Consider the following 19,677-nt stretch of genomic DNA (forward strand, 5'->3'; position numbering starts at 1 on the left):
AGGGTGGGTGCGGCGCATGCATCGCGTAAAGACCATGTGTCAGCCATCCCGCCACCCCGTGTTGCCTCATGAGGCACGACGAGCGCAGTCCGAGACCCACCGATCAGCGGCTTGGGAAAGCGATTACATGAAACCATAGACATGAAAGCACTGTTCAACAATATACCGAAGTTGACTTGTGCTGTAGGGTACAACCAAAGCCGACGATCGGAGCCAGGGCCACACCCATGTCGCAGCCACCCGCACCATCCGCCCAGGTGACAGCCGCCGAGATCTCCCGCATCGCGGGAGTCACGCGTGCCACCGTCAGCAACTGGCGCCGCCGGCACGAGGACTTCCCGGCGCCATCGGGCGGCACGGACAGCAGCCCGCTGTACGACCTGGAGAAGATCCGCGCATGGCTCGCCTCACGCGGACAACGCACGGCGGCCACGCCCAGCGGGGAACTGCGCACCACCCTGCGCCTCCGCGAACGTGTCGGCACCGGCACGTCCGACTTGCTCCTGCTGGTCTTGGCAGCCGCCCGCCACCCCGCCGACGACCTCACCGGTCTGCACGCGCGGTCCGATACCGACCTGGTGAAGCAGGCGAACGACGCGGCGGCCGAGGTCGCGGACGTGGTGCCGGACACGGCGCCCGTCCGGTTCACCGACGCCGACGCCCCCGTGCTGCGAGCCCTGCTGCTCTGCGTCCGCGACGAGGGCGCCCAGACGGCGCTGGGCGTACTCGCGGACAGGGAGTTGGAGGACAGTGCCGCCAGCGGCGCCTACCGGACACCGGCCCCGCTCGCCGACCTGCTCGCCCGCCTGGTTCCGGGCTCTCCGGCCCGGGTTTTGGACCCCGCCTGCGGCAGTGGCACCCTACTGTCGGCCGCCACCGCGATCGGCGCGCGCGAGCTGTACGGGCAGGACAGCCTTCCCGTCCAGGCACGGCGCACCGCGGTCGGCCTGACCCTGACGGCCCAGGAAGGCGCCGCCGTCACCGTTCGCACGGGTGACAGCCTGCGCGCCGACGCCTTCCCGGACCTCACCGTCGACGCCGTGCTGTGCAACCCGCCCTACGGCGACCGGGACTGGGGTCACGACGAACTGGCCTACGACCCGCGCTGGGCCTACGGTTTCCCGCCCCGCGCCGAATCCGAACTCGCCTGGGTCCAGCACGCATTGGCCCACCTCGAACCCGGTGGCCACGCCGTACTGCTCCTCCCGCCGGCCACGGCGTCCCGCTCCTCCGGCCGTCGCATCCGCGCCGAGCTGATCCGCAGCGGCGCGCTGCGGGCGGTGGTGGCCCTGCCACCGGGAGCGGCGATCCCGCTGCACATCGGCCTGCAGGTGTGGGTACTGCAGCGGCCACAGCCGTCCTGGCCGGCGCACCAGACGGTGCTCTTCGTCGACACCACGGGCGAACCCACGGCTCCGCAGCGAGGCGGCAGCCGTGCCGGTGCGGTGGACTGGACACGAGTGACCGAGCAGATCCTCTTCGCCTGGAAGATTTACATCAAGGAGCCGAACGCGTTCGAGCCGCAGGCCGGCGTGGCACGGGCGGCGAGCGTGGTCGACCTGCTCGACGAGGTCGTCGACGTGACCCCGGCCCGCCAGGTGCGTGCGTCCCAGACGGACATGGACCCACGAGAACTGGCCGACCAGGCCGTCACGGCCCGCGAGGCACTGACCGAGGCAACGCGGTCGGTCGCCTCCCTGGCCGCCACGGAGCCGTGGAGCGCGGCGGGCGCCTCGGCCCGGCAGTGGCGTTCGGCCACCGTGTCCGACCTGGCCCGGGGCGGCGCCCTGAAGGTCCTGCGAACAACCCCCGCCGCGCCGAGACAGGCAGACGGCGAAGGCGGTCCGGACGTAGACAGCGGAGCCACCCGACCAGCCCTCACCGGTGACGACATCGCCCGCGGAAGCGGACCCACCGGGAGGATCGACGACGCTCAGGCCACCGAACAGGTGCCGGAGATCGCCGTGGGCGACGTGCTGGTCCGTGGCCTGATCGGCGGCCGGGGCCCCGTCGCGCGGGTCGCGGGCGAGGACGAGGCGGGCGTGCTGCTCGGTCCGAACGTCCACCTCTTCCGTCCCGACCCGGCGCGCCTCGACTCCTGGTTCCTCCACGGCTTCCTCGGCTCGGAAGCCAACCTGGCCGGCGCCTCCACCGGCAGCTCCACCCTGCACCTCAGCCCGGGCCGGCTGCGCGTCCCCCTGCTACCGCTGGAGGAACAGCGGCGGTACGGGAAGGCGTTCCGACACGTCGCCGCCCTGCGCGAACAAGCCCGCCGAGCTGAGGAGTTCGCCGAGCGGACGGCGCGGCTCGTGGCCGACGGCCTCACCGGCGGGCAGCTCGTCCCGAGCGGACCCGAGACATTCGAACTCCCACTCACGCCATCCGTACCGGCCCTGGAAGGGAAGCGGAAGAAGTCTTGAACAGCAGCAAGCACACGGAGTTGGCGAACCACGCGTGGTCCGTCGCCGACCTCCTGCGGGGGGACTACAAGCAGTCCGACTACGGCAAGGTCATCCTGCCGTTCACGGTGCTGCGGCGACTGGAGTGCGTGCTGGAACCGACCCGCGAGAAAGTCGCGGAGATCGCGGAGCAGTACAAGGACAGCGACATCAACCCGGACCGCTTCCTGCGCCGGGCCTCGGGCCACGCCTTCTACAACAGGTCCGGCCTGACCCTGAAGAAGATCGCGGCGGACCCGCAGAACGCGGCCAAGAACCTCGCCGTGTACGTCGGGGCGTTCTCCGACAACGCCCGCGGTGTGCTGGACCGCTTCGAGTTCGCCCAGCAGATCAAGCGGCTGGACGGTGCCGGTCTGCTCTACCAGGTCATCGGCAAGTTCACCGACCTGGACCTGCGGCCCGAGATCGTGCCCAACCACAACATGGGCTACATCTTCGAGGAACTGATCCGCCGCTTCTCCGAACAGTCCAACGAGACGGCCGGTGAGCACTTCACGCCGCGCGAGGTCATCCAGCTCATGGTGCGACTGCTGGTCGCCCCCGACGGCGACGCGCTCCAGCTCCCGGGCGCGGTGCGCACCGTTCTCGACCCGGCCTGTGGCACGGGCGGCATGCTCTCCGCGATGGACGACCTGATCACGGACCTCAACCAGGGCGCCACGGTGGAGGTGTTCGGGCAGGAGCTCAACCCCGAGTCCTGGGCGATCTGTCGGTCCGACCTGATGATCAAGGGGCAGGACCCGGAGAACATCGCCTTCGGCAACTCCTTCTCGGATGACGGCCACTCGCGCAAGACCTTCGACTACATGCTGGCCAACCCGCCGTTCGGCGTGGAGTGGAAGAAGGTCAAGGACGAGGTCGAGGCCGAACACAAGTCGCTCGGCGATGCGGGCCGCTTCGGCGCGGGCCTGCCGCGCATCACCGACGGGTCGCTGCTGTTCCTCCAGCACATGATCTCGAAGATGAAGCCGGTGGACGTCAACGGTGGGGGCGGCTCGCGTATCGCGATCGTCTTCAACGGCTCGCCGCTGTTCACGGGTGCGGCCGGCTCGGGCGAGTCGGAGATCCGGCGCTGGATCCTGGAGAACGACTGGCTGGAGGGCATCGTCGCCCTGCCGGACCAGCTGTTCTACAACACCGGTATCTCGACGTACTTCTGGATCCTGACGAACAGGAAGAGCCCGGACCACAAGGGCAAGGTCGTCCTGCTGGACGCGCGGGACCAGTGGCAGAAGATGCGCAAGTCGCTGGGCGACAAGCGCAAGGAGCTCGGCAAGGACCACATCGCCACGGTGGTCAAGCTGTACGGCGAGGCCCTCGATGCAGCGAAGGACTCCGACCACCCGCTGCACGCCAAGGTCAAGGTCTTCCGCAACGAGAACTTCGGCTACCAGCGGATCACGGTGGAACGCCCGCTGAAGCTGCGATTCGAGGTGACGGAGGAGACGCTGACGGAGTTGGAAGCGTCGAAGGTCATCCAGAAGCTTCCGCAGGCCCCGGCCTTGACGGACGCCTTCAAGTCCCTGCTGGGCACGAGCTGGGCGACGAAGCAGGACGCCTGGCTGGCCCTCAAGGACGCAGTGGTCCAGGCCGGCGGAACGTGGCCCACCGGCGCGCCATTCAACAAGGCCCTGCGCGAGCTGATCGGCGTCCGGGACCCGGAGGGCGAGGTCCAGCTCGTCAAGGGCCAGCCCGAGCCGGACGCCGAGCTGCGGGACTACGAGAACGTCCCGCTGGGCGAGGACGTCGAGGAGTACCTGGCACGCGATGTACACCCGCACGTACCGGACGCGTGGATCGACCACAGCAAGACGAAGATGGGGTACGAGGTTCCATTCACCCGGCACTTCTACGTCTACGAGCCGCCGCGCTCGTTGGCCGAGATCGACGCGGATCTGAAAACACTGGAGGCCCAGATCCAGGAGCTGCTGGGGGAGGTCACCGAATGAGGCACGATCAGCTTCCGTACGGTGGCGGTGCCATGCCGGACACCTGGGCCGTCGTTCCCCTCAGGTACCTGGCCACGCTCACGAACGGCTACGTGTTCAACTCCTCGGACCGCTCCGACGAGGGCACCCCCATCATCCGGATCGAGAACCTGAACGGTTCGCGCAACTTCAATCGCTCCAGCCTCTCCCTCCCCGACAAGTACAGCGTGGAGGCAGGAGACTTGCTGTTCTCCTGGTCGGGGAACCCTGGGACCTCGTTCGGCCCGTACCTGTGGACAGAACCCGGCAAGCACTTCCTGAACCAGCACATCTTCAAGGTGGGAGTCCACGGCTGCAACCCTCGATGGCTCTACTGGGCCCTCAAAGCGGCCACGCACTGGATCGAGCGTCACCTGACCAGCGGCATGATCGGCATGGTGCACGTCACGAAGGAGGATCTCGCCGGAGTTCCGATCCCGGTTCCGCCCAGGGAAGCACAGATCCGCATCGCCGACTTCCTCGACTCCGAAACCGCCCGTATCGACCAGATCCGCTCACTTACACAGACACAAATGGAGCTTGTGCGTGAGCGTTTCAACGAACAGATGCGCTCGCTGACCACCGATGGAGCTGAATACGGGATCGAAGCCAAAGCACCCTGGATGCCACGCATCAACAGGCAGTGGAGGCTTTCTCGCATCAGCTATGAGTTCACCACCTCAAGCGGCACGACCCCTACGTCCGGCCGTGCCGATTACTTCGACGGCCCGCATCCATGGGTGAACAGTTCGGACATCAAAGATGCGCCGATCCTGTGCGCCGCCAAGCACCTATCGGATGCAGCGCTAGCCGACTTCTCTGCCCTGAAAGTATGCCGTACCGGGTCCCTCGTCGTCGCGCTGTATGGACAGGGAGCAACGAAAGGGCGTGTCGGAGTTCTACAGATAGACGCCTATCTGAACCAAGCGTGCTGCGCCCTGGCATCACTGGGGCGCGTTTCTGAAGAATTCGCCTACTACTGGTTCCGCGCACACAAGGAAGGGATCGTGACTCAAGCAGTGGGCGCGGGCCAACCGAACCTCAGCCAAGAGCTGATTCGGCAACTACCGCTACCAGTCCCTGATGCTGAAACGCAAAAAAGGATTGTCGCAGAGCTGAGCGAAGCAGAGCAGCAACTCAGAGTGCATAGCTCACTTCTCGTCCGCCGCGACGAACTCCTCGCCGAACGCCGCCAGGCGCTCATCACCGCCGCCGTGACCGGCCAGTTCGATGTCACCACCGCCAGCGGCCGCAACGTCACCGAAGGAGTCTCCGCTTGAGCCCCGTGCACGACGAATCTTCCTTCGGTTCCGCCATCGTCGCCGCCCTCTGCGAGCGCGGCTGGCGGGAGGCGAACCCGGAGGACTACCGGCCCGACCTCGGCCTGGACACCAACGAGTTGTTCACGTTCATCGGCGCCACCCAGCCCGATGAGTGGAACGACCTCCTCACCGTCTACGGCGGCAACCCCGACGAGGCGCAGCGCGGCTTCGCGCAGCGCCTCGACCGGGCCATCGCCGACGACGGCCTTCTCCACGTCCTCCGGAACGGGGTGAAGGACCGCGGGGTCCGTCTCCGTGTCGCCTACTTCAAGCCCAACCTCATCTCCGCGGACTCCGTCCTCGACGGCTACCGGGCCAACCGCCTCACCGTCGTCCGGGAACTCCCCTACGCCACCAAGCAGGCCGACTGGGGTCACCGCCTCGACCTGACCCTGTTCCTCAACGGCATCCCGGTCGCCACCGCCGAGTTGAAGAATCCGCTCACCGGTCAGGGCGTCGAGCAGGCCAAGGATCAGTATCGGGACGACCGCGACCCGACCGAGCTGATCTTCACGCGCCGCGTCATCGCCAACTTCGCGGTCGACCCGGACCTGGCCTTCGTCACCACCCAGCTCCGCGGCAAGAGCACCCGGTTCCTGCCGTTCAACACCGGCTCCCATGGCCCCGGCCAGCCCGGTGGTGCCGGAAACCCCTCCCCCACCACCCACGGCAGGTACGCCACCTCCTACCTCTGGGAGGAGGTCTGGCACCGCGACAACTGGCTCGACCTCCTCCAGCGCTTCGTGCACCAGCAGAAGCACAGGACGCCCGGCGGCGGCACTTCCAAATCGACGATCTTCCCCCGCTTCCACCAGTGGGACGTGGTCCGCAAGCTCACCGCGCACGCGGCCGCTCACGGCGCGGGCCAGAACTACCTGATCATGGCCTCGGCGGGCTCCGGCAAGTCGAACACCATCGGCTGGCTCTCTCACCGTCTGAGTGATCTGCACGCCGACACCGACCCGGCCGTCCTCGACCCCGAGGCCGTCGCCGCCGGCCGACTCAAGCCCGGCGAGCCCGTCTTCGACAAGGTCATCGTCATCACCGACCGTCGTAACCTGGATGCCCAACTCCGGGAGACGGTCGGTAGCTTCTCGCAGACCGACGGCCTGGTCGTGAAGGTCGACGAGAGGCACGGGGCGAAGAGCGAGCAGTTGGCCCGCGCCCTCTCCCGGGACACCGGGAAGATCGTCACGGTCACCCTGCACTCGTTCCCGGCACTGCTGGACTACATCAAGCGCAATCCCACCGAGATCAAGGGCACCCGCTTCGCGATCATCGTGGACGAGGCGCACTCCTCCCAGTCCGGCGACGCCGCCACCGCCGTGAAGTCCGCCCTGCGCGACCTCGGCCTGGACGCCGACTCGGACGACGAGGGCGCGACCACCGTCACCCTCGACGACAGGCTGAAGGCGAAGGCGGTCGAGCGCTCCCAGGCCGCCAACCTCTCCTACTTCGCCTTCACGGCCACCCCCAAGGCCAAGACGCTCGAACTCTTCGGCACGGAAGGCATGGAGGACGGCAAGGCCGTCTACCGTCCCTTCCACACCTACTCCATGCGCCAGGCCATTGAAGAGGGCTTCATCCTCGACCCCTTGCGCAACTACGTCACCTACAACACCTACTGGAAGCTCGCGAACCTCAACCGGGACGAGAAGGAGGTCGACCCCTCCAAGGCGAACAGCCTGTTGGCCCGGTTCGCGCTGATGCACGAGCACACGGTGTCCCAGCACGCCCAGGTGATCGTGGAGCACTTCGTCGCCCACACCCGTGGTCGGCTCGGTGGACGGGCCAAGGCTATGGTCGTCACGGCGTCCCGGCACTCCGCCGTGCAGATGGCCCGCGCCATCCGCAGCTACCTCGCCGACCGCGAGTACGACACCAGGTACCCGGACCTCGGTGTTCTGGTCGCCTTCTCCGGATCCCTCACCCTCGACGGCGAGGAGACCACCGAGAGCAAGGAGAACGGTGGTCTGTCGGAGAGCGCGCTGCCCAAGGCGTTCGCCTACACCCGTGCCGACGACAAGGCCGCGAAGGCCGGCGGCAAGGGGCAGCAGGAGTACCGGATCCTGGTCGTCGCAGAGAAGTACCAGACCGGCTTCGACCAGCCGCTCCTCACCACCATGTACGTCAACAAGACGCTGACCGGCATCGCCGCCGTGCAGACGCTCTCGCGCCTCAACCGCACCGCCGACCGCAAGTCGCAGGCCGACCTGGCCGTCCTGGATTTCGTCAACGAGGCCGAGGACATCCAGGACGCCTTCCGCCCGTATTTCGAGGAGGCGCACACCCTGCCCTCCGACCCGAACCTCCTCTACACGGCTCAAAGCCGAGTCATGTCCGCGCCGATCGTCTCGGAGCAGGACATGGACGAGTTCGTCGCCGCGTACTTCGAGGCGCAGGAGAAGGCCGGCGGGTCCCAGGCCAAGTGGGAGAAGCTGCACGCCGAGCTGTACCGGCTGCTCTCCCCCGCCGTCATCCGCTTCAGCACTTTGCTGGAGAGCGGGGAGGAGGACGACGTCGAGGCCGCCGAGGAGTTCCGGGCCAACCTCAACGACTACGTCCGCAAGTACGGGTTCCTCGCGCAGATCGTTCCCTACCAGGACGCCGAGCTGGAACGCCTGTACCTGTACGGGCGATACCTGCTCAACCGGCTGCCCCGCCTCGCGGACGGCGGCGTCGACATAGGCGAGGTCGACCTCAGCCACCTGCGCGTGGAGAAGACCGGCGAGCACGACAAGTCCCTGCTCCCCGAAGGTCCCGCTGAGCTCAAGGGTTTCGGCGACGGAGTCGGCGGCGGGAAGGACGACGAGAAGTCGCTGCTGTCCGAACTGATCGAGAAGTTCAACGCGAAGTTCGGCACGGAGTTCACCGAGGAGGACGTCCTCCCGGCCTTCAACGCGACGAAGAAGGACCCGAAGGTCCGGGCCGCCGCCCTCGTCAACGACGAGGAGAACTTCGGCGTCGTCTTCGACAAGAAGTTCGAGGAAAACATGATGGACCACGTCTCCACGATCGACACGCTCGGCAAGCGCTACTTCGGGACGGACCGGGACTTCAAGTCCAACCTCGACCGCAGTGCGCGCCGCGCCGCCTGGCGGATGATCCGCCGCGAGGAGGGGCTGGACGACTTCTGACGGGTTGCGGTCCGGCATCATCGGTGTCGGACCGCAACCTCGTCTGACGAGCATGGCCGGCTCCACAGAGCATGCCGCATCTGATGATCGGTGGATCTCCGCCCCTCCGGGAGCACTTCAACATCCGCCAACTTCGCCTGCGGACCGTCGGGTAAGACCTAGACTGCGTCCGGAGACGCAGGTCACAGCGCTGGGGGAAAGAGTTGGAAGAAGCAGAACGCAGGGCCGCAACCGCTCCTATCCGCATCCACCAGATCCGCACTGCGCTTCTGCAGCAGTACAAGGGGCTCATCTACGACGAGGACCTGAAAGGCTACGACCAGCAGGGTTACGAACAGCGGTTCCTCTCCCGTGCGTTGACGGCGGCTGCTGTACGCGAAGTGACAGGCTGCGATCACGCGGCCGCCGGCGCCTCCGTCATCGATGGCGAAGACGATCAAGGCATCGACGGCGTAGCAGTCACCGAGGGCACACAGGAAGTCTGGCTCGTTCAAGCCAAGTGGAGTGACGAGGGCAAGGGCAAGGTCGACACCAACGCGGCCCACAAGCTCATCGCTGGTCTCCGCCTCATCGAGCAGCGAAGTTTCGACCGATTCAACGACCGCCTGGAACCGATCGCCGCTCGTGTCAACGCAGCGATGCACGACGCCCGGCTGAAGGTGACTCTGGTGATCGCCGTCATGGGTGTGGGGACCCTCAGCACGGAAGTCGTCAACGTTCTCGAAGACGCTCGGAAGGAGTTCAACGGCCTCGGACCGGTTCTTGAGTACCGCGTAGTCCACGCTGCGGACCTCCTCCGACAGATCCGTGGCGATCTCGCGCCCGAGCCTGTGCGGGTGACCGTGCGGATGACGAACTGGCTCCGGCGGAACACACCACTCACCGCTTACCAGGGCACGGTTCCGGCCAGCAATGTGGCCGAGTGGTACCAGGCGCATGAAAGCCGGTTGTACGAGCAGAACTTGCGCCAGTCCCTCGGTACTACGCGAGTCAACTCCGGAATGCTGAACACTCTGATGAATGAGCCGGAGAACTTCTGGCTCTTCAACAACGGGGTGACGGTGCTGTGCGATCACCTCGAAGAGGAGTGGCCAGGACGCCGCCGTCCGGACGAGCCGGTGCACTTGCACGCCTCGGGCGTCAGCGTCGTGAACGGCGCACAAACCGTCGCGGCGGCACATCGCGCGATGGAAGCGTCCCACCAAGCGGTGGAGGACGCCGAGGTCACGGTCAAGGTGATCGTTGTCGACAAGAACGTGCCGGACCTCGCACGGCGCATCACCGAGACGACCAATACGCAGAACCACGTGGAGCAGCGCGACTTCATCGCCTTGGACGAGGTACAGGCGATGATCCGCGAAGACTTCATGCTGTCGCTTCAGAAGTCCTACGTGTTCAAGCGCGGGGAGCCCGACCCAGCGCCGGACGAGGGTTGTTCGGTCGTGCACGCCGCCATTGCCCTGGCTTGTGCGCATCGCAACACCGAGCTCGCCGTGCGTGCGAAGCGGGACACGGACCTCCTCTGGGAGCGCGGGAGCAGAGGTGCCTATCCCCGCCTCTTCGGAGAGCGCCCCAGCGCCTTCCAGATCTGGCGCACGGTACTGGTGCACCGCGCCGTGGGTACTGCTCTCAACGAGGAACGGAAGCGGTTCCAGAAGCGCGCCGCCGACGTGAGTCAGCGGGGCGACCTGCTCCTCACCCATCTGGTCTTTCAGCTTCTCGATCAGGATCGCATCGACGATCCGGATTTCGACTGGAACACGGCACTGCAGGAGGTGCCTGCACTCACCAATCGGGTCCTGTCCTGGTTGATCCACCACATCGACGCCGAGTACGGACCCACCTCCTTCCTGAGTGGGACACTGACTGACGCCGGGCGCTGCAAGCGGCTTGCGGAGCTGGTGCTGCGCGACGCCGAACGTGAGGGAGTCATCCCCGACCTGCCGGCGATCTACAAGGCCACCAAGGAGAGCAAGCGCAGGCCACGTCGGCCCAACGCCGTGCCGACCCTCGTGGACAACGGAAGGATCAAGAACGGGACGCCTGTCCGGCTACGTTTGTGGAACAAGCCCGAGATCGAGGCACTCACCCCTTGGCTCGCGGATGACCCACGACGCGGTGAAGCATCCTGGGTGAACGACCGCACACGGTGCCTCGTATGGGCGGTCGACGGGAAGGCGTATTCGCCGACCCGCCTGGTCCTCAACCTGTACGAACTCGCCGGCTGGCAGGAGGCCCCCGTGGCAGTGCAAGGACCAGCACGGTGGACGCTGGACGGTACGAACGACACTCTTTCCGATCTTGCACGAGCACTGCACGATGAGCAGACCGAACAGGAGTGAGCACGCACGTGCCGTGGCGCGAGCTGCGACACGACAGCTCACTTGGTGACGCCGACAAGGCTGAGCCCGCGTGGGGACCGGTCGAGTACTCGGACTGGCGCAATACGCGCCGTCCGCGGTTTCTTCTCGGCCGTCGGCTGGACGCAGTGATTCCTTCCGGAGAAACTCACTGCGACGGACAGGGCTCAGGGAGAAGAGCGAGCGCAAGTGCAGGACGCGGGGCGGGGACAGGTGCCGGACAAACCGATCGCGGGCCGCTACGAGTTGCTGGAGCGCCTCGGCAACGGCGGCATGGGCGATGTGTGGCGGGGCTACGACGCCGTACTGGACCGACCGGTCGCCGTGAAGCGGATCCGGCCGCAGGCCGTCGCCGCCACGCCCCGACTGGCCGAGGAGCTCGAAAGACGCTTCCGCCGCGAAGCACGGATCACCGCCCGCATCCAGCACCCGGGCGTGCCGCAGGTGTACGACGCCGTCCTCGACAGCACCTACGAGCAACTGTTCCTCGTCATGGAGCTGGTGGAGGGCGTCCCCCTCACCCGGTACGTGCATGAGGAGCGGCCCCTTCCCGTCAGCTGGGCGGTGGCGGTCGCCGCGCAGGTCGCCACCGTGCTGTCCTACGCGCACGACGTGCCCGTGGTGCACCGCGACCTCAAGCCGTCCAACATCCTGGTCGCGCGGGACGGTACGGTGAAGGTCCTCGACTTCGGGGTCGCGGCGATCCTGCAGTCCGACGTCACCAGGCTGACAGCCTCGGGCCGGCCCATCGGCACCCACCAGTACATGTCGCCCGAGCAGGTGCGCGGCACCCGGGTCACCCCGCGCACCGACCTCTACGCCCTCGGCTGCGTGCTCCACGAACTCCTCTGCGGCAAGCCACTGTTCAGTTCGCACAGTGACTTCGAGCTGATGGACCAGCACGTCCGGACCGCGCCCACTCCGCTGCGTGGCCTGCGCGCCGACGTCCCGGAGGAGTTGGAGGCGTTGGTTCTGCACCTGCTCCGCAAGACCCCGGAGAGCCGACCGGTGGACGTGCAGGAGGTGTACGAGCGGCTGATGCCTTTCCTGCCCGTGCCGGGGGAGTCCTCCGCCCTCGGGGAGGCCGGGCCGCCCGGAGCGCCGGACCCGACCGGACTCTACCGCCGCCCCTACGCACCCCGCGCTCGGGCCGAGGGCCGTCTCCGTGTCGCCCCGGACACGGCGGCACCCGGCCAGGTCGACGGCTACATGGTGTCGCCCTCCGAGCGGGAGCAGCTGCGGGCCCAGCTGCGGGAGGTCGACGAGCACTACATCGCCCTCATGGAGGAGGAGCGCTACACGCAGGCCGCCGAGGTCGCGGGCGAGATGATCGAGCCGCTGGCGCGAGCCCTGGGCGCCGAGAACAAGGCCGTCCTCCGGTTGCGGCGCCGTCGGGCGGTCAGCCGGCAGCTGGCGGGCGACCACCGGGCGGCCCTGCCCGAGTTCGAGGCGCTGACCGAGGCGTACGGCCGCATCAACGGGCCGACCAGTGAGGCCGCCCGCGACTGCCGCGCCCAGGCCGCCCGCTGCTGCGGAGAACTCGGGCAGGTGACCGAGGCGTTGGCGGAGCTGCGGGCGGTCCTCCAAGTGGAGCGGGCCGTCGAGAGCGACGTCAGCGACGCGGCTGTGGAACTGCGCCGTGACATCGGCATGCTGTTGCTCAGTCAGGGCAGCCCGGAGGAGGCCCGGGCATGTCTGGCGGCTCTGCACGAGGACGTCGTGCTCGTCCACGGCCCGCACCACGACGTCGCCGCCGAGGCCGCCGAGGTCCTGGCCATGCTCCGCCGCGAACTCGACAACGAGTGAACGGCAGAAGCTCGGTCGACAACCGATGAACGGACGATCGTGGCCTTGCTGCCGAGCCGCGCCGGCCTAGAATCCCGTCATGCCGCACCTCGCCCTCGACAGAGCCTTCTGTCAGCAGCTGGAGAAGCTTGAGAAGCACGTCAGGAACGGCGTGTTCGACGCCTGGGAGAAGTTCGAGCGGCTCACCCTCGACCAGCTCTTCAAGGACCCGGGCCTGAAGCTGGAATCCCTGAAGGGCGCCAGGGACCGGCAGATCCGGACCATCCGGATCACCCAGGGATACCGCGGCGTGGTCCTCGCGCCCGAGACCGGGGACACCTTCGTGTTGCTCAGGGTCGGCCCGCACGACGACGCCACCGAGTGGGCAGTGAAGCAGAAGGCAACCATCAACGCCGTCACCGGCGCCGTGGAGCTCCGTGAGATCGCCACCCTGGAGGAGCTGACCCCCACCTACCGGCGCATCGCGCCCGCGGAGGAGCAGCGGCTCTTCGCCAAGGTCTCCGACGGGGAGATGGCCGCTCTCGGCATCGACGCGACCACCCTCACCCAGGCGCGTGTGCTGACCAACCTGGAACAGCTCGACGTCTTCGGGCGGTTCTTCCCGCCGGACCAGTACAAGGTGCTGGAACACCTCGCCCTCGGGGCAACCGTCGAGCAGACGTGGCAGGAAGTCGTCGTGCCGGCGCTGGCGGCCGACGCGGCGTCGCAGGATCCCGTCGACACCACCGACTACGCGACCGCCATCGCACACACCCGCACCCGGATCGCCGTCGTCACGGACGCCGACGAACTGCGCGACATCCTCGACAAGCCGTTCGCCGCCTGGCGGATCTTCCTTCACCCGGCCCAGCACAAGGTCGCCTACCGCCCGTCGTACTCCGGCCCCGCGCAGGTGACCGGCGGGCCCGGAACCGGAAAGTCCGTCGTCGCCCTCCACCGGGTGCGGCACCTGCTGCGGCACCTGCGCGACGGCGACCGCATCCTGCTCACCACCTTCACCAACGCCCTCGTGGACTCCCTGAACGAAGGGCTCTCCCTGCTCGTCGACGACCCCGACCTGCGCGACCGGGTGGACGTCGTGACCGTCGACGCCTTCGCCGGGCGCGTGGTCAACACCTCGCGTCGACCGCTCACCGGGTTCGAGGAGACGGCACGGTGGGAGCAGGCCGCAGCAGCCACCGGCTTCACCGGTACCCCTCAGTTCCTGGCCCAGGAGTACAAGCACGTCGTCCTCGCCCAGGGCATCCACAGCCGGGAGGAGTACGAACGCTGCGAGCGCCGGGGCCGCGGCAGCGCGCTGTCGCCCTCCGCCCGGCCGCTGGTGTGGCGGACCGTGGAGGAGTTCACCAGGCGCCTGGCCGAGGACGGACTGCGCACCTACCTCGGCACCTGTGTGGAGGCCGCCGACCTGCTGACCCGGCAGGGGCCGTGCTATCGGCACGTTGTCATCGACGAGGCCCAGGACCTGCACCCGGCCCAGTGGCGGATGCTCCGTGCGGCCGTCCCGCGACGCCCCGATGACCTGTTCATCGCAGGCGACCCGCACCAGCGGATCTACGACAACCGGGTGTCACTGAAGTCCCTCGGTATCAACGTCGCCGGCCGTTCGACCAAGCTGCGCAAGAACTACCGTTCCACCCAGGAAATCCTGAGCTGGACGACGGGACTCCTGCTCGGCCGCCCCTACGCCGAACTGGCCGACAGTGGGCGGCACGACACCCTGATCGGGTACAGCTCTGCCCTGCACGGCTCCGGACCGCGCGTCCACCCGGCGAAGACGGAAGAGGCCGAACTCGACGCGTTGGTCGCGCAGGTGCGTGAGTGGTTGGACAGCGGCGCCACGTACGGGGAGATCGGAGTCTGTGCACGGTTCAACAAGACCTGCGAGAAGGCCAAGGACCGCCTGATCGCGGCCGGGATCCCCGCCAGCCGGGTCCGTGCGGGAGCCATCCGCACGGACGAGGCGGTCAACGTGGGTACCATGCACGCGTTCAAGGGGCTCGAGTACCGCTACACCGCCGTCGTCGGCGTCAACGACCGCGCATTGCCGAACCCTTCGGCCATCACCCCGGAGGAGGTCGACCGGCTCCAGCACGAGGCCGACCTCGCCGCGGAGCGCTGCCTGCTGTTCGTCGCCTGCACCCGGGCCCGGGACGACCTGTACGTCTCGTGGACCGGACAGCCGAGTACTTTCCTGGTGGAGGCCGGTTGCGGGGCAGGATAGTCAGTACAGTCCGCTCATCATGCCTGATTCAAGCGAACGCAAGCCCACCTCGACCGCACTCCCGAGTCTTCCAGCAGTACCACCGACGACAGCGCCTACCGCCAACGCTGCCACAAGGCCACAGCCGTCCGGAGTATCGAACCACACCGCCTCGACCACGAATACCGCATTAGCTATCGCACCCGTATCCCCTCCAGTAGGACCTCGACATGAGGAAACCGCCCCCGGCACCCGCTGACCACCGGGAGGCTCGGCCGATGCCCAGACCAGACAACCTTCACCGGGCGGGTGGACGGCCCCAGTGCGACACCCGTGTCTGGGACGCCGCAGAGCGCAGCGCAGACCCGCCAGAACGGACTACCCGTTCGCTGCGGGCGAAGGTCTCTACCCAGAGGCTGCCAGCCGGATGTCTCGACGAGGTCTCGCCTGAGCGGCATTTCGCAGCTACGCGTACGGGTCGCGCAGCGGCCGGGGCTCGCGGATTCCGCGCGCGAGCTCCTCGGGGAGATCCGGGCCAGCCATATAGTAGCGGCCCTGCGCTTCGCCCTGGGCAGCAAGCCAGCCGGCGCGGACGAGTTCGCGGATGTCGCGTTGGGCCTGCTGCTCGCTGAGTTCGGCGTCGGCCTGGTAGGTGGCGCGGCGGACACGGTTGCTCATGGCGGCCGGGTAAAGGGCGTAGAGCATGCGGTCAGGCCAGCCGCGCTGCTCTACGGCTTCGTCAAGGGCGGTCCAGACCTCGCGGGTGGTATTCACCTGGCGCTCGACGGTCTGGGCCTGCTGGTGGTGGGCGCGCAGGCAGAACCGGACCCAGGGGAGGGTGTCGCGGTCGGGGCTCCAGACGGGGCCGCCGACTTCGGCGAGGATGTCGTAGTAGCGGTAGGTGTTGCGGGCCCGACCGAGCCATTCCTCAATGCTGGAGAACTCCGGCGCCATGATGCCTTCGCGGGCCAGGACCAGGGTGTGTAGGGCGCGGGACATCCGCCCGTTGCCATCCGACCACGGGTGGATCGCCACAAGGTTCAGGTGCGCCATCGACGCCCGCACCAGGCCCGGCGTCTCTAGGTCGCGCTCGTTCAGCCACTCCACCAACTCGCCCGTCAGACCCGGCACCTGCTCGACCTCCGGGGCTGTGTAGGCGGCGATGGTCGGATCCTCGGCCGAGGTGACGTATACGGGCCCCGAGCGCCACCAGCCGGGCCGCTTGAGGAGGTGGTGGCCCTGCATCATGAAGTGCAGCGAGTTGAGTAGGCCCTTGCTATAGGCGAAGTCGTTGCCGGCCTCGGCCAGGCGCTGGATGTAGGTCATCGCCTGCCGGTAGCCCTCGATCTCGGCAGCGACAGTGTCGTTCGCGTCGATCGGCGCCTCGCCGACCATGATGTCCTCGACATCCGAGACACTCGCCGCGTAGCCCTCGATCGTGTTCGAGCCGGCGATCGCCCGCGCCGTGAGGTTGCGGCGCAACTGCCCTTCCCAGCGGCGCGGGGTGCGCAGGTGAAGGCGCAGCCGGTCCCGCACCTCTCCGATCTCTGCGAGAACAGCCTGGTCGATGTCGTGCAGCGTGGGCACACCATAGAGCATGAAACAATGACACCATGACGGCATCATTAAGTCAAGGTGGATCGGCGCAACGATGGCTCATGACTACTTCAACACCCACCTGGAAGCCACCCGTCCCGGATCCGTTCAGCGAGATCACTACCGCCGACCATCTGGCGCCGCCGAGCGGTCACCACGTTCGGAACCGGGCCACCCATAGGCCCGTCAACCACTACCAGCAGTCCACGCAAGTCGCCCCCGCTCAGACGCAGGCCTGGGCCAACTTCCTGGCAGAAGCTGTCCGCAATGGGCTCGACCCGACGCTGGTCACCCAGTGGCTGACCGTCCTGGCCGATGCCACCGGCAGCCCCATGCTCCCGTCCCTGGCCTCCATGCCGCTGGCCGACTACGCCAACCTGCGTCTCCCAGCCATCCTGACCGGCCTGGAGACCACCACGCACGTTCCCTACCTCGCCGGTTGGCACCTGCGGATCGTGCCCGAGCTTGGGCATCTCCCCCTGCGCCTGATCACTACCAGTCTCATCACCGCCGCAGTCCTCGGCTGGATCGCCGACGGCTGCAGCCGCTCCACGATCAAGAACACCCTCGCCATGCTCGCCCGCACCTTCGAGCAAGCCATCATGGACGGCATCCTCGAACGCAATCCCGCCCACATCACCGGATGGCAGCACCAGTTCCAGCAGGCCGAGGACGAACTGCGAGACCCCCGCACCCTCGCGCTGCGCGACTGGGACGCCCTTATCGAACTCGCCGACGCCCTGGTCGAAGCCTCGTACAACCGCTACCGCGGCTGGGGCGACGTCGTCGTCCACAGCGCTTGCACCGCCACCCGCATCGGAGAAGTCTCTGGAGTTCGGGCCCGCGACGTCGACACCGACAAGTGGCTCCTGACCTGCCGCCGACAGACCACTCCCGCACCCGGCGGTCTGGTCGACAAGCACACCAAAGGCCGGATCGCCCGCTTCATCCCGATCATCGAGCCGCTGCGCCCGCTCATCGCCCGCCGACTGCAGGCCACCCGCGGCGACCCCGACGCCCGCCTCTACACCGGCCCGCGCGGCCGCCGCATCAGCACCGCCGTCCTACGCGACGCCACGCACTGGGACGAGGTCATTAGCGACCTCGGCTACGAGCACCTACGACGCCACGATCTGCGCCACACCGGGCTCACGTGGATGGCGGACGCTGGATTCCTTCCGCACATCCTCATGGAAATCGCGGGACACCGGCTCATCACCACCACCCAGCGCTACTTCCACCCTGACGTGCTCCGGATCCTGGAAGCCGGCCAAGCCCTCACTCATCACCTCGAGGAGCTCCAATGCGACGGCCAGATCACGCGCCGCTGGTAACACACCGTGACCACCATTGCCTCGAAATGGCCACTGCCAAGCCGCTTCGAGGCGGCCCGCGTCACTTCACAGCAAGCAGCGGGCAGAAAGGCCTTAGAAATAACCCGATATGAACCAGTTTGACCCACTTGACCGATGCCCGGCGCACTTGACCTTCGGTCAAGTGCGCCACCACGCCTCGCTCCAGCAAAACGGCAAGGAGGTCTCGCACTTCACCTTGAGATCGAAGAACAATCCGCATACCAGCCACTGGAGCAACGGGTGGCGACGCACCCATGGCCAAACCTGGGGACCATTTTGGGACCACCCGGGACCAAAAACGGGCCCTGAAACCAGCAAGAGCGGGCACCTGGTTTCCCAAGTACCCGCTCTCACAACCGACTTCACAGTCGGGACGACAGGATTTGAACCTGCGACCCCTTGACCCCCAGTCAAGGGGTTCAATTAGTGTCGAAAGCCGAGGCCTTGAGGCCTCGGCCTTTTTGTTTCCCAACTGCACTGGAAAACAAAGGAAGTTGAGGATCGCCAATGAAGATCTATGGTCGGCAGATCTCGAATGCGTCCGATGCTCATTCGCGTTCAAGTTCGTACATAGATGTCCGTAAGCGCCCACGGGCGCTCATGGGCGCTCACCAGGTACAGCCCAAAGCTGGTCCCCAAATGGTCCCCAGGCCCCCGGATCGACCTTGGTCACCGCGCGTAACGGCAATCTGTCGGCCCTTCAGAAGACTCCTGCTGCCGACTGCCACAGCCCTCCGCGAGTCGCCCCTGGCCAGGCGGGGTACCTCGGGCGGATCACGGGCGCTTACCCACTGGCTACGGATGGTGATCTTCCGGGCGGTGTGTCGTCTTGAGCGTGTCTTCGCCGTCTGGTTCTGACATGCTTCGCGCACCGCCCAACGCGCTCTGCCGCCACACCCGACACAGCAGCCAACTCTTGTCCCAGATTCACCAGGCAGTCCGGGAGAAGGGCCGCTCATGGGACAGCGTGCGCAGCGGGGCAGGTTTGCCGGCGGTGTGGGTGCCGGGACGAGGGCGGGAGGCAGGAATCCACTACCGCCTCGCGCACGAGGGCGAGGACCAGGGCCGGCTCGTCGCCGTGACCAACGACGCGCGCGCCGATCTCGTCCACCGCGCTCTGACTGTCGCTGACCCCGACATCCAGCAGCGCACCGCGCACGCCATCGCGCTCTACCGCGGCCGCGGCGCGGCCATCGAGGCGAAACGCTACGCGGTCATCGCCCTCGCCGGAATCCTCGAGGAGCGACGCGACCTGATCCGCGCCGAGCTCGGCAGGCCGGACGACGGCGCGCTGTTCCAGATCGCCAACCGCTTCGAGATCCGCCACCGTGACGCCAGCCAGCTGGAGGACTACGACCCGGCGTTCCTCGACTGGATCTTCTGCTGGTACCTCGCCACGGTCGAACTCACCACCGTCCTCCTCCAACGACAGCAGGCATCCGGCTGACGCTCTTACGAGGGCCGCCTGCGGC

Annotated in this window: 9 protein-coding genes and 1 pseudogene; 9 read left to right on the forward strand and 1 reads right to left on the reverse strand. The window is 67.3% G+C overall.

Going from position 1 to position 19,677, the window contains the following annotated elements; translation table 11 throughout:
- Positions 1 to 257: 257 nt before the first annotated feature.
- The 7 genes from BOQ63_RS15125 (at position 258) to BOQ63_RS15155 (ending at position 15,275) form a co-directional block, all read left to right on the forward strand.
- Complete coding sequence (locus tag BOQ63_RS15125; protein WP_072656265.1) at positions 258 to 2,420, forward strand: N-6 DNA methylase; 2,163 nt, start codon at positions 258 to 260, stop codon at positions 2,418 to 2,420.
- Entirely contained in the window at positions 2,417 to 4,408 is a 1,992-nt protein-coding gene (locus tag BOQ63_RS15130) for a type I restriction-modification system subunit M (RefSeq protein WP_072654441.1), read from the forward strand. The genes BOQ63_RS15125 and BOQ63_RS15130 overlap by 4 nt, the downstream gene beginning before the upstream one ends.
- Before the next feature lie 32 nt (positions 4,409 to 4,440).
- Positions 4,441 to 5,706 carry a restriction endonuclease subunit S gene (locus BOQ63_RS15135; RefSeq protein ID WP_167395740.1) on the forward strand — a complete coding sequence of 422 codons (1,266 nt, stop codon included), beginning with the start codon at positions 4,441 to 4,443 and terminating at the stop codon, positions 5,704 to 5,706.
- Positions 5,703 to 8,885 carry a type I restriction endonuclease subunit R gene (locus tag BOQ63_RS15140; protein WP_072654443.1) on the forward strand — a complete coding sequence of 1,061 codons (3,183 nt, stop codon included), beginning with the start codon at positions 5,703 to 5,705 and terminating at the stop codon, positions 8,883 to 8,885. The genes BOQ63_RS15135 and BOQ63_RS15140 overlap by 4 nt, the downstream gene beginning before the upstream one ends.
- A 203-nt stretch (positions 8,886 to 9,088) precedes the next feature.
- Positions 9,089 to 11,227, forward strand: a complete 2,139-nt coding sequence (locus BOQ63_RS15145) for an AIPR family protein (RefSeq protein ID WP_072654444.1) — start codon at positions 9,089 to 9,091, stop codon at positions 11,225 to 11,227.
- 231 nt (positions 11,228 to 11,458) lie between these two features.
- Positions 11,459 to 13,051 (forward strand): serine/threonine-protein kinase, encoded by a 1,593-nt coding sequence (locus BOQ63_RS15150; RefSeq protein WP_072654445.1) that lies wholly within the window; start codon positions 11,459 to 11,461, stop codon positions 13,049 to 13,051.
- Positions 13,052 to 13,130: 79 nt separating this feature from the next.
- Positions 13,131 to 15,275: a UvrD-helicase domain-containing protein gene (locus BOQ63_RS15155; protein ID WP_072654446.1), complete on the forward strand. Its 2,145-nt coding sequence runs from the start codon at positions 13,131 to 13,133 to the stop codon at positions 15,273 to 15,275.
- A gap of 444 nt (positions 15,276 to 15,719) precedes the next feature.
- On the opposite strand, the gene BOQ63_RS15160 is transcribed toward BOQ63_RS15155, so the two are convergent.
- A complete protein-coding gene (locus tag BOQ63_RS15160; RefSeq protein ID WP_318299363.1) occupies positions 15,720 to 16,841 on the reverse strand; it encodes a Fic family protein in 1,122 nt (373 codons plus the stop codon).
- A gap of 71 nt (positions 16,842 to 16,912) precedes the next feature.
- On the opposite strand from BOQ63_RS15160, the gene BOQ63_RS15165 reads away from it, so the two are divergent.
- Positions 16,913 to 18,184, forward strand: a complete 1,272-nt coding sequence (locus tag BOQ63_RS15165) for a tyrosine-type recombinase/integrase (protein WP_079183612.1) — start codon at positions 16,913 to 16,915, stop codon at positions 18,182 to 18,184.
- 1,036 nt (positions 18,185 to 19,220) lie between these two features.
- A pseudogene (locus BOQ63_RS15170) lies at positions 19,221 to 19,652 on the forward strand (hypothetical protein); the annotation flags it as partial.
- Positions 19,653 to 19,677: the final 25 nt, after the last annotated feature.

This window comes from Streptomyces viridifaciens (genome assembly GCF_001888885.2).
GTDB classification, from domain to species: Bacteria; Actinomycetota; Actinomycetes; order Streptomycetales; family Streptomycetaceae; genus Kitasatospora; species Kitasatospora aureofaciens.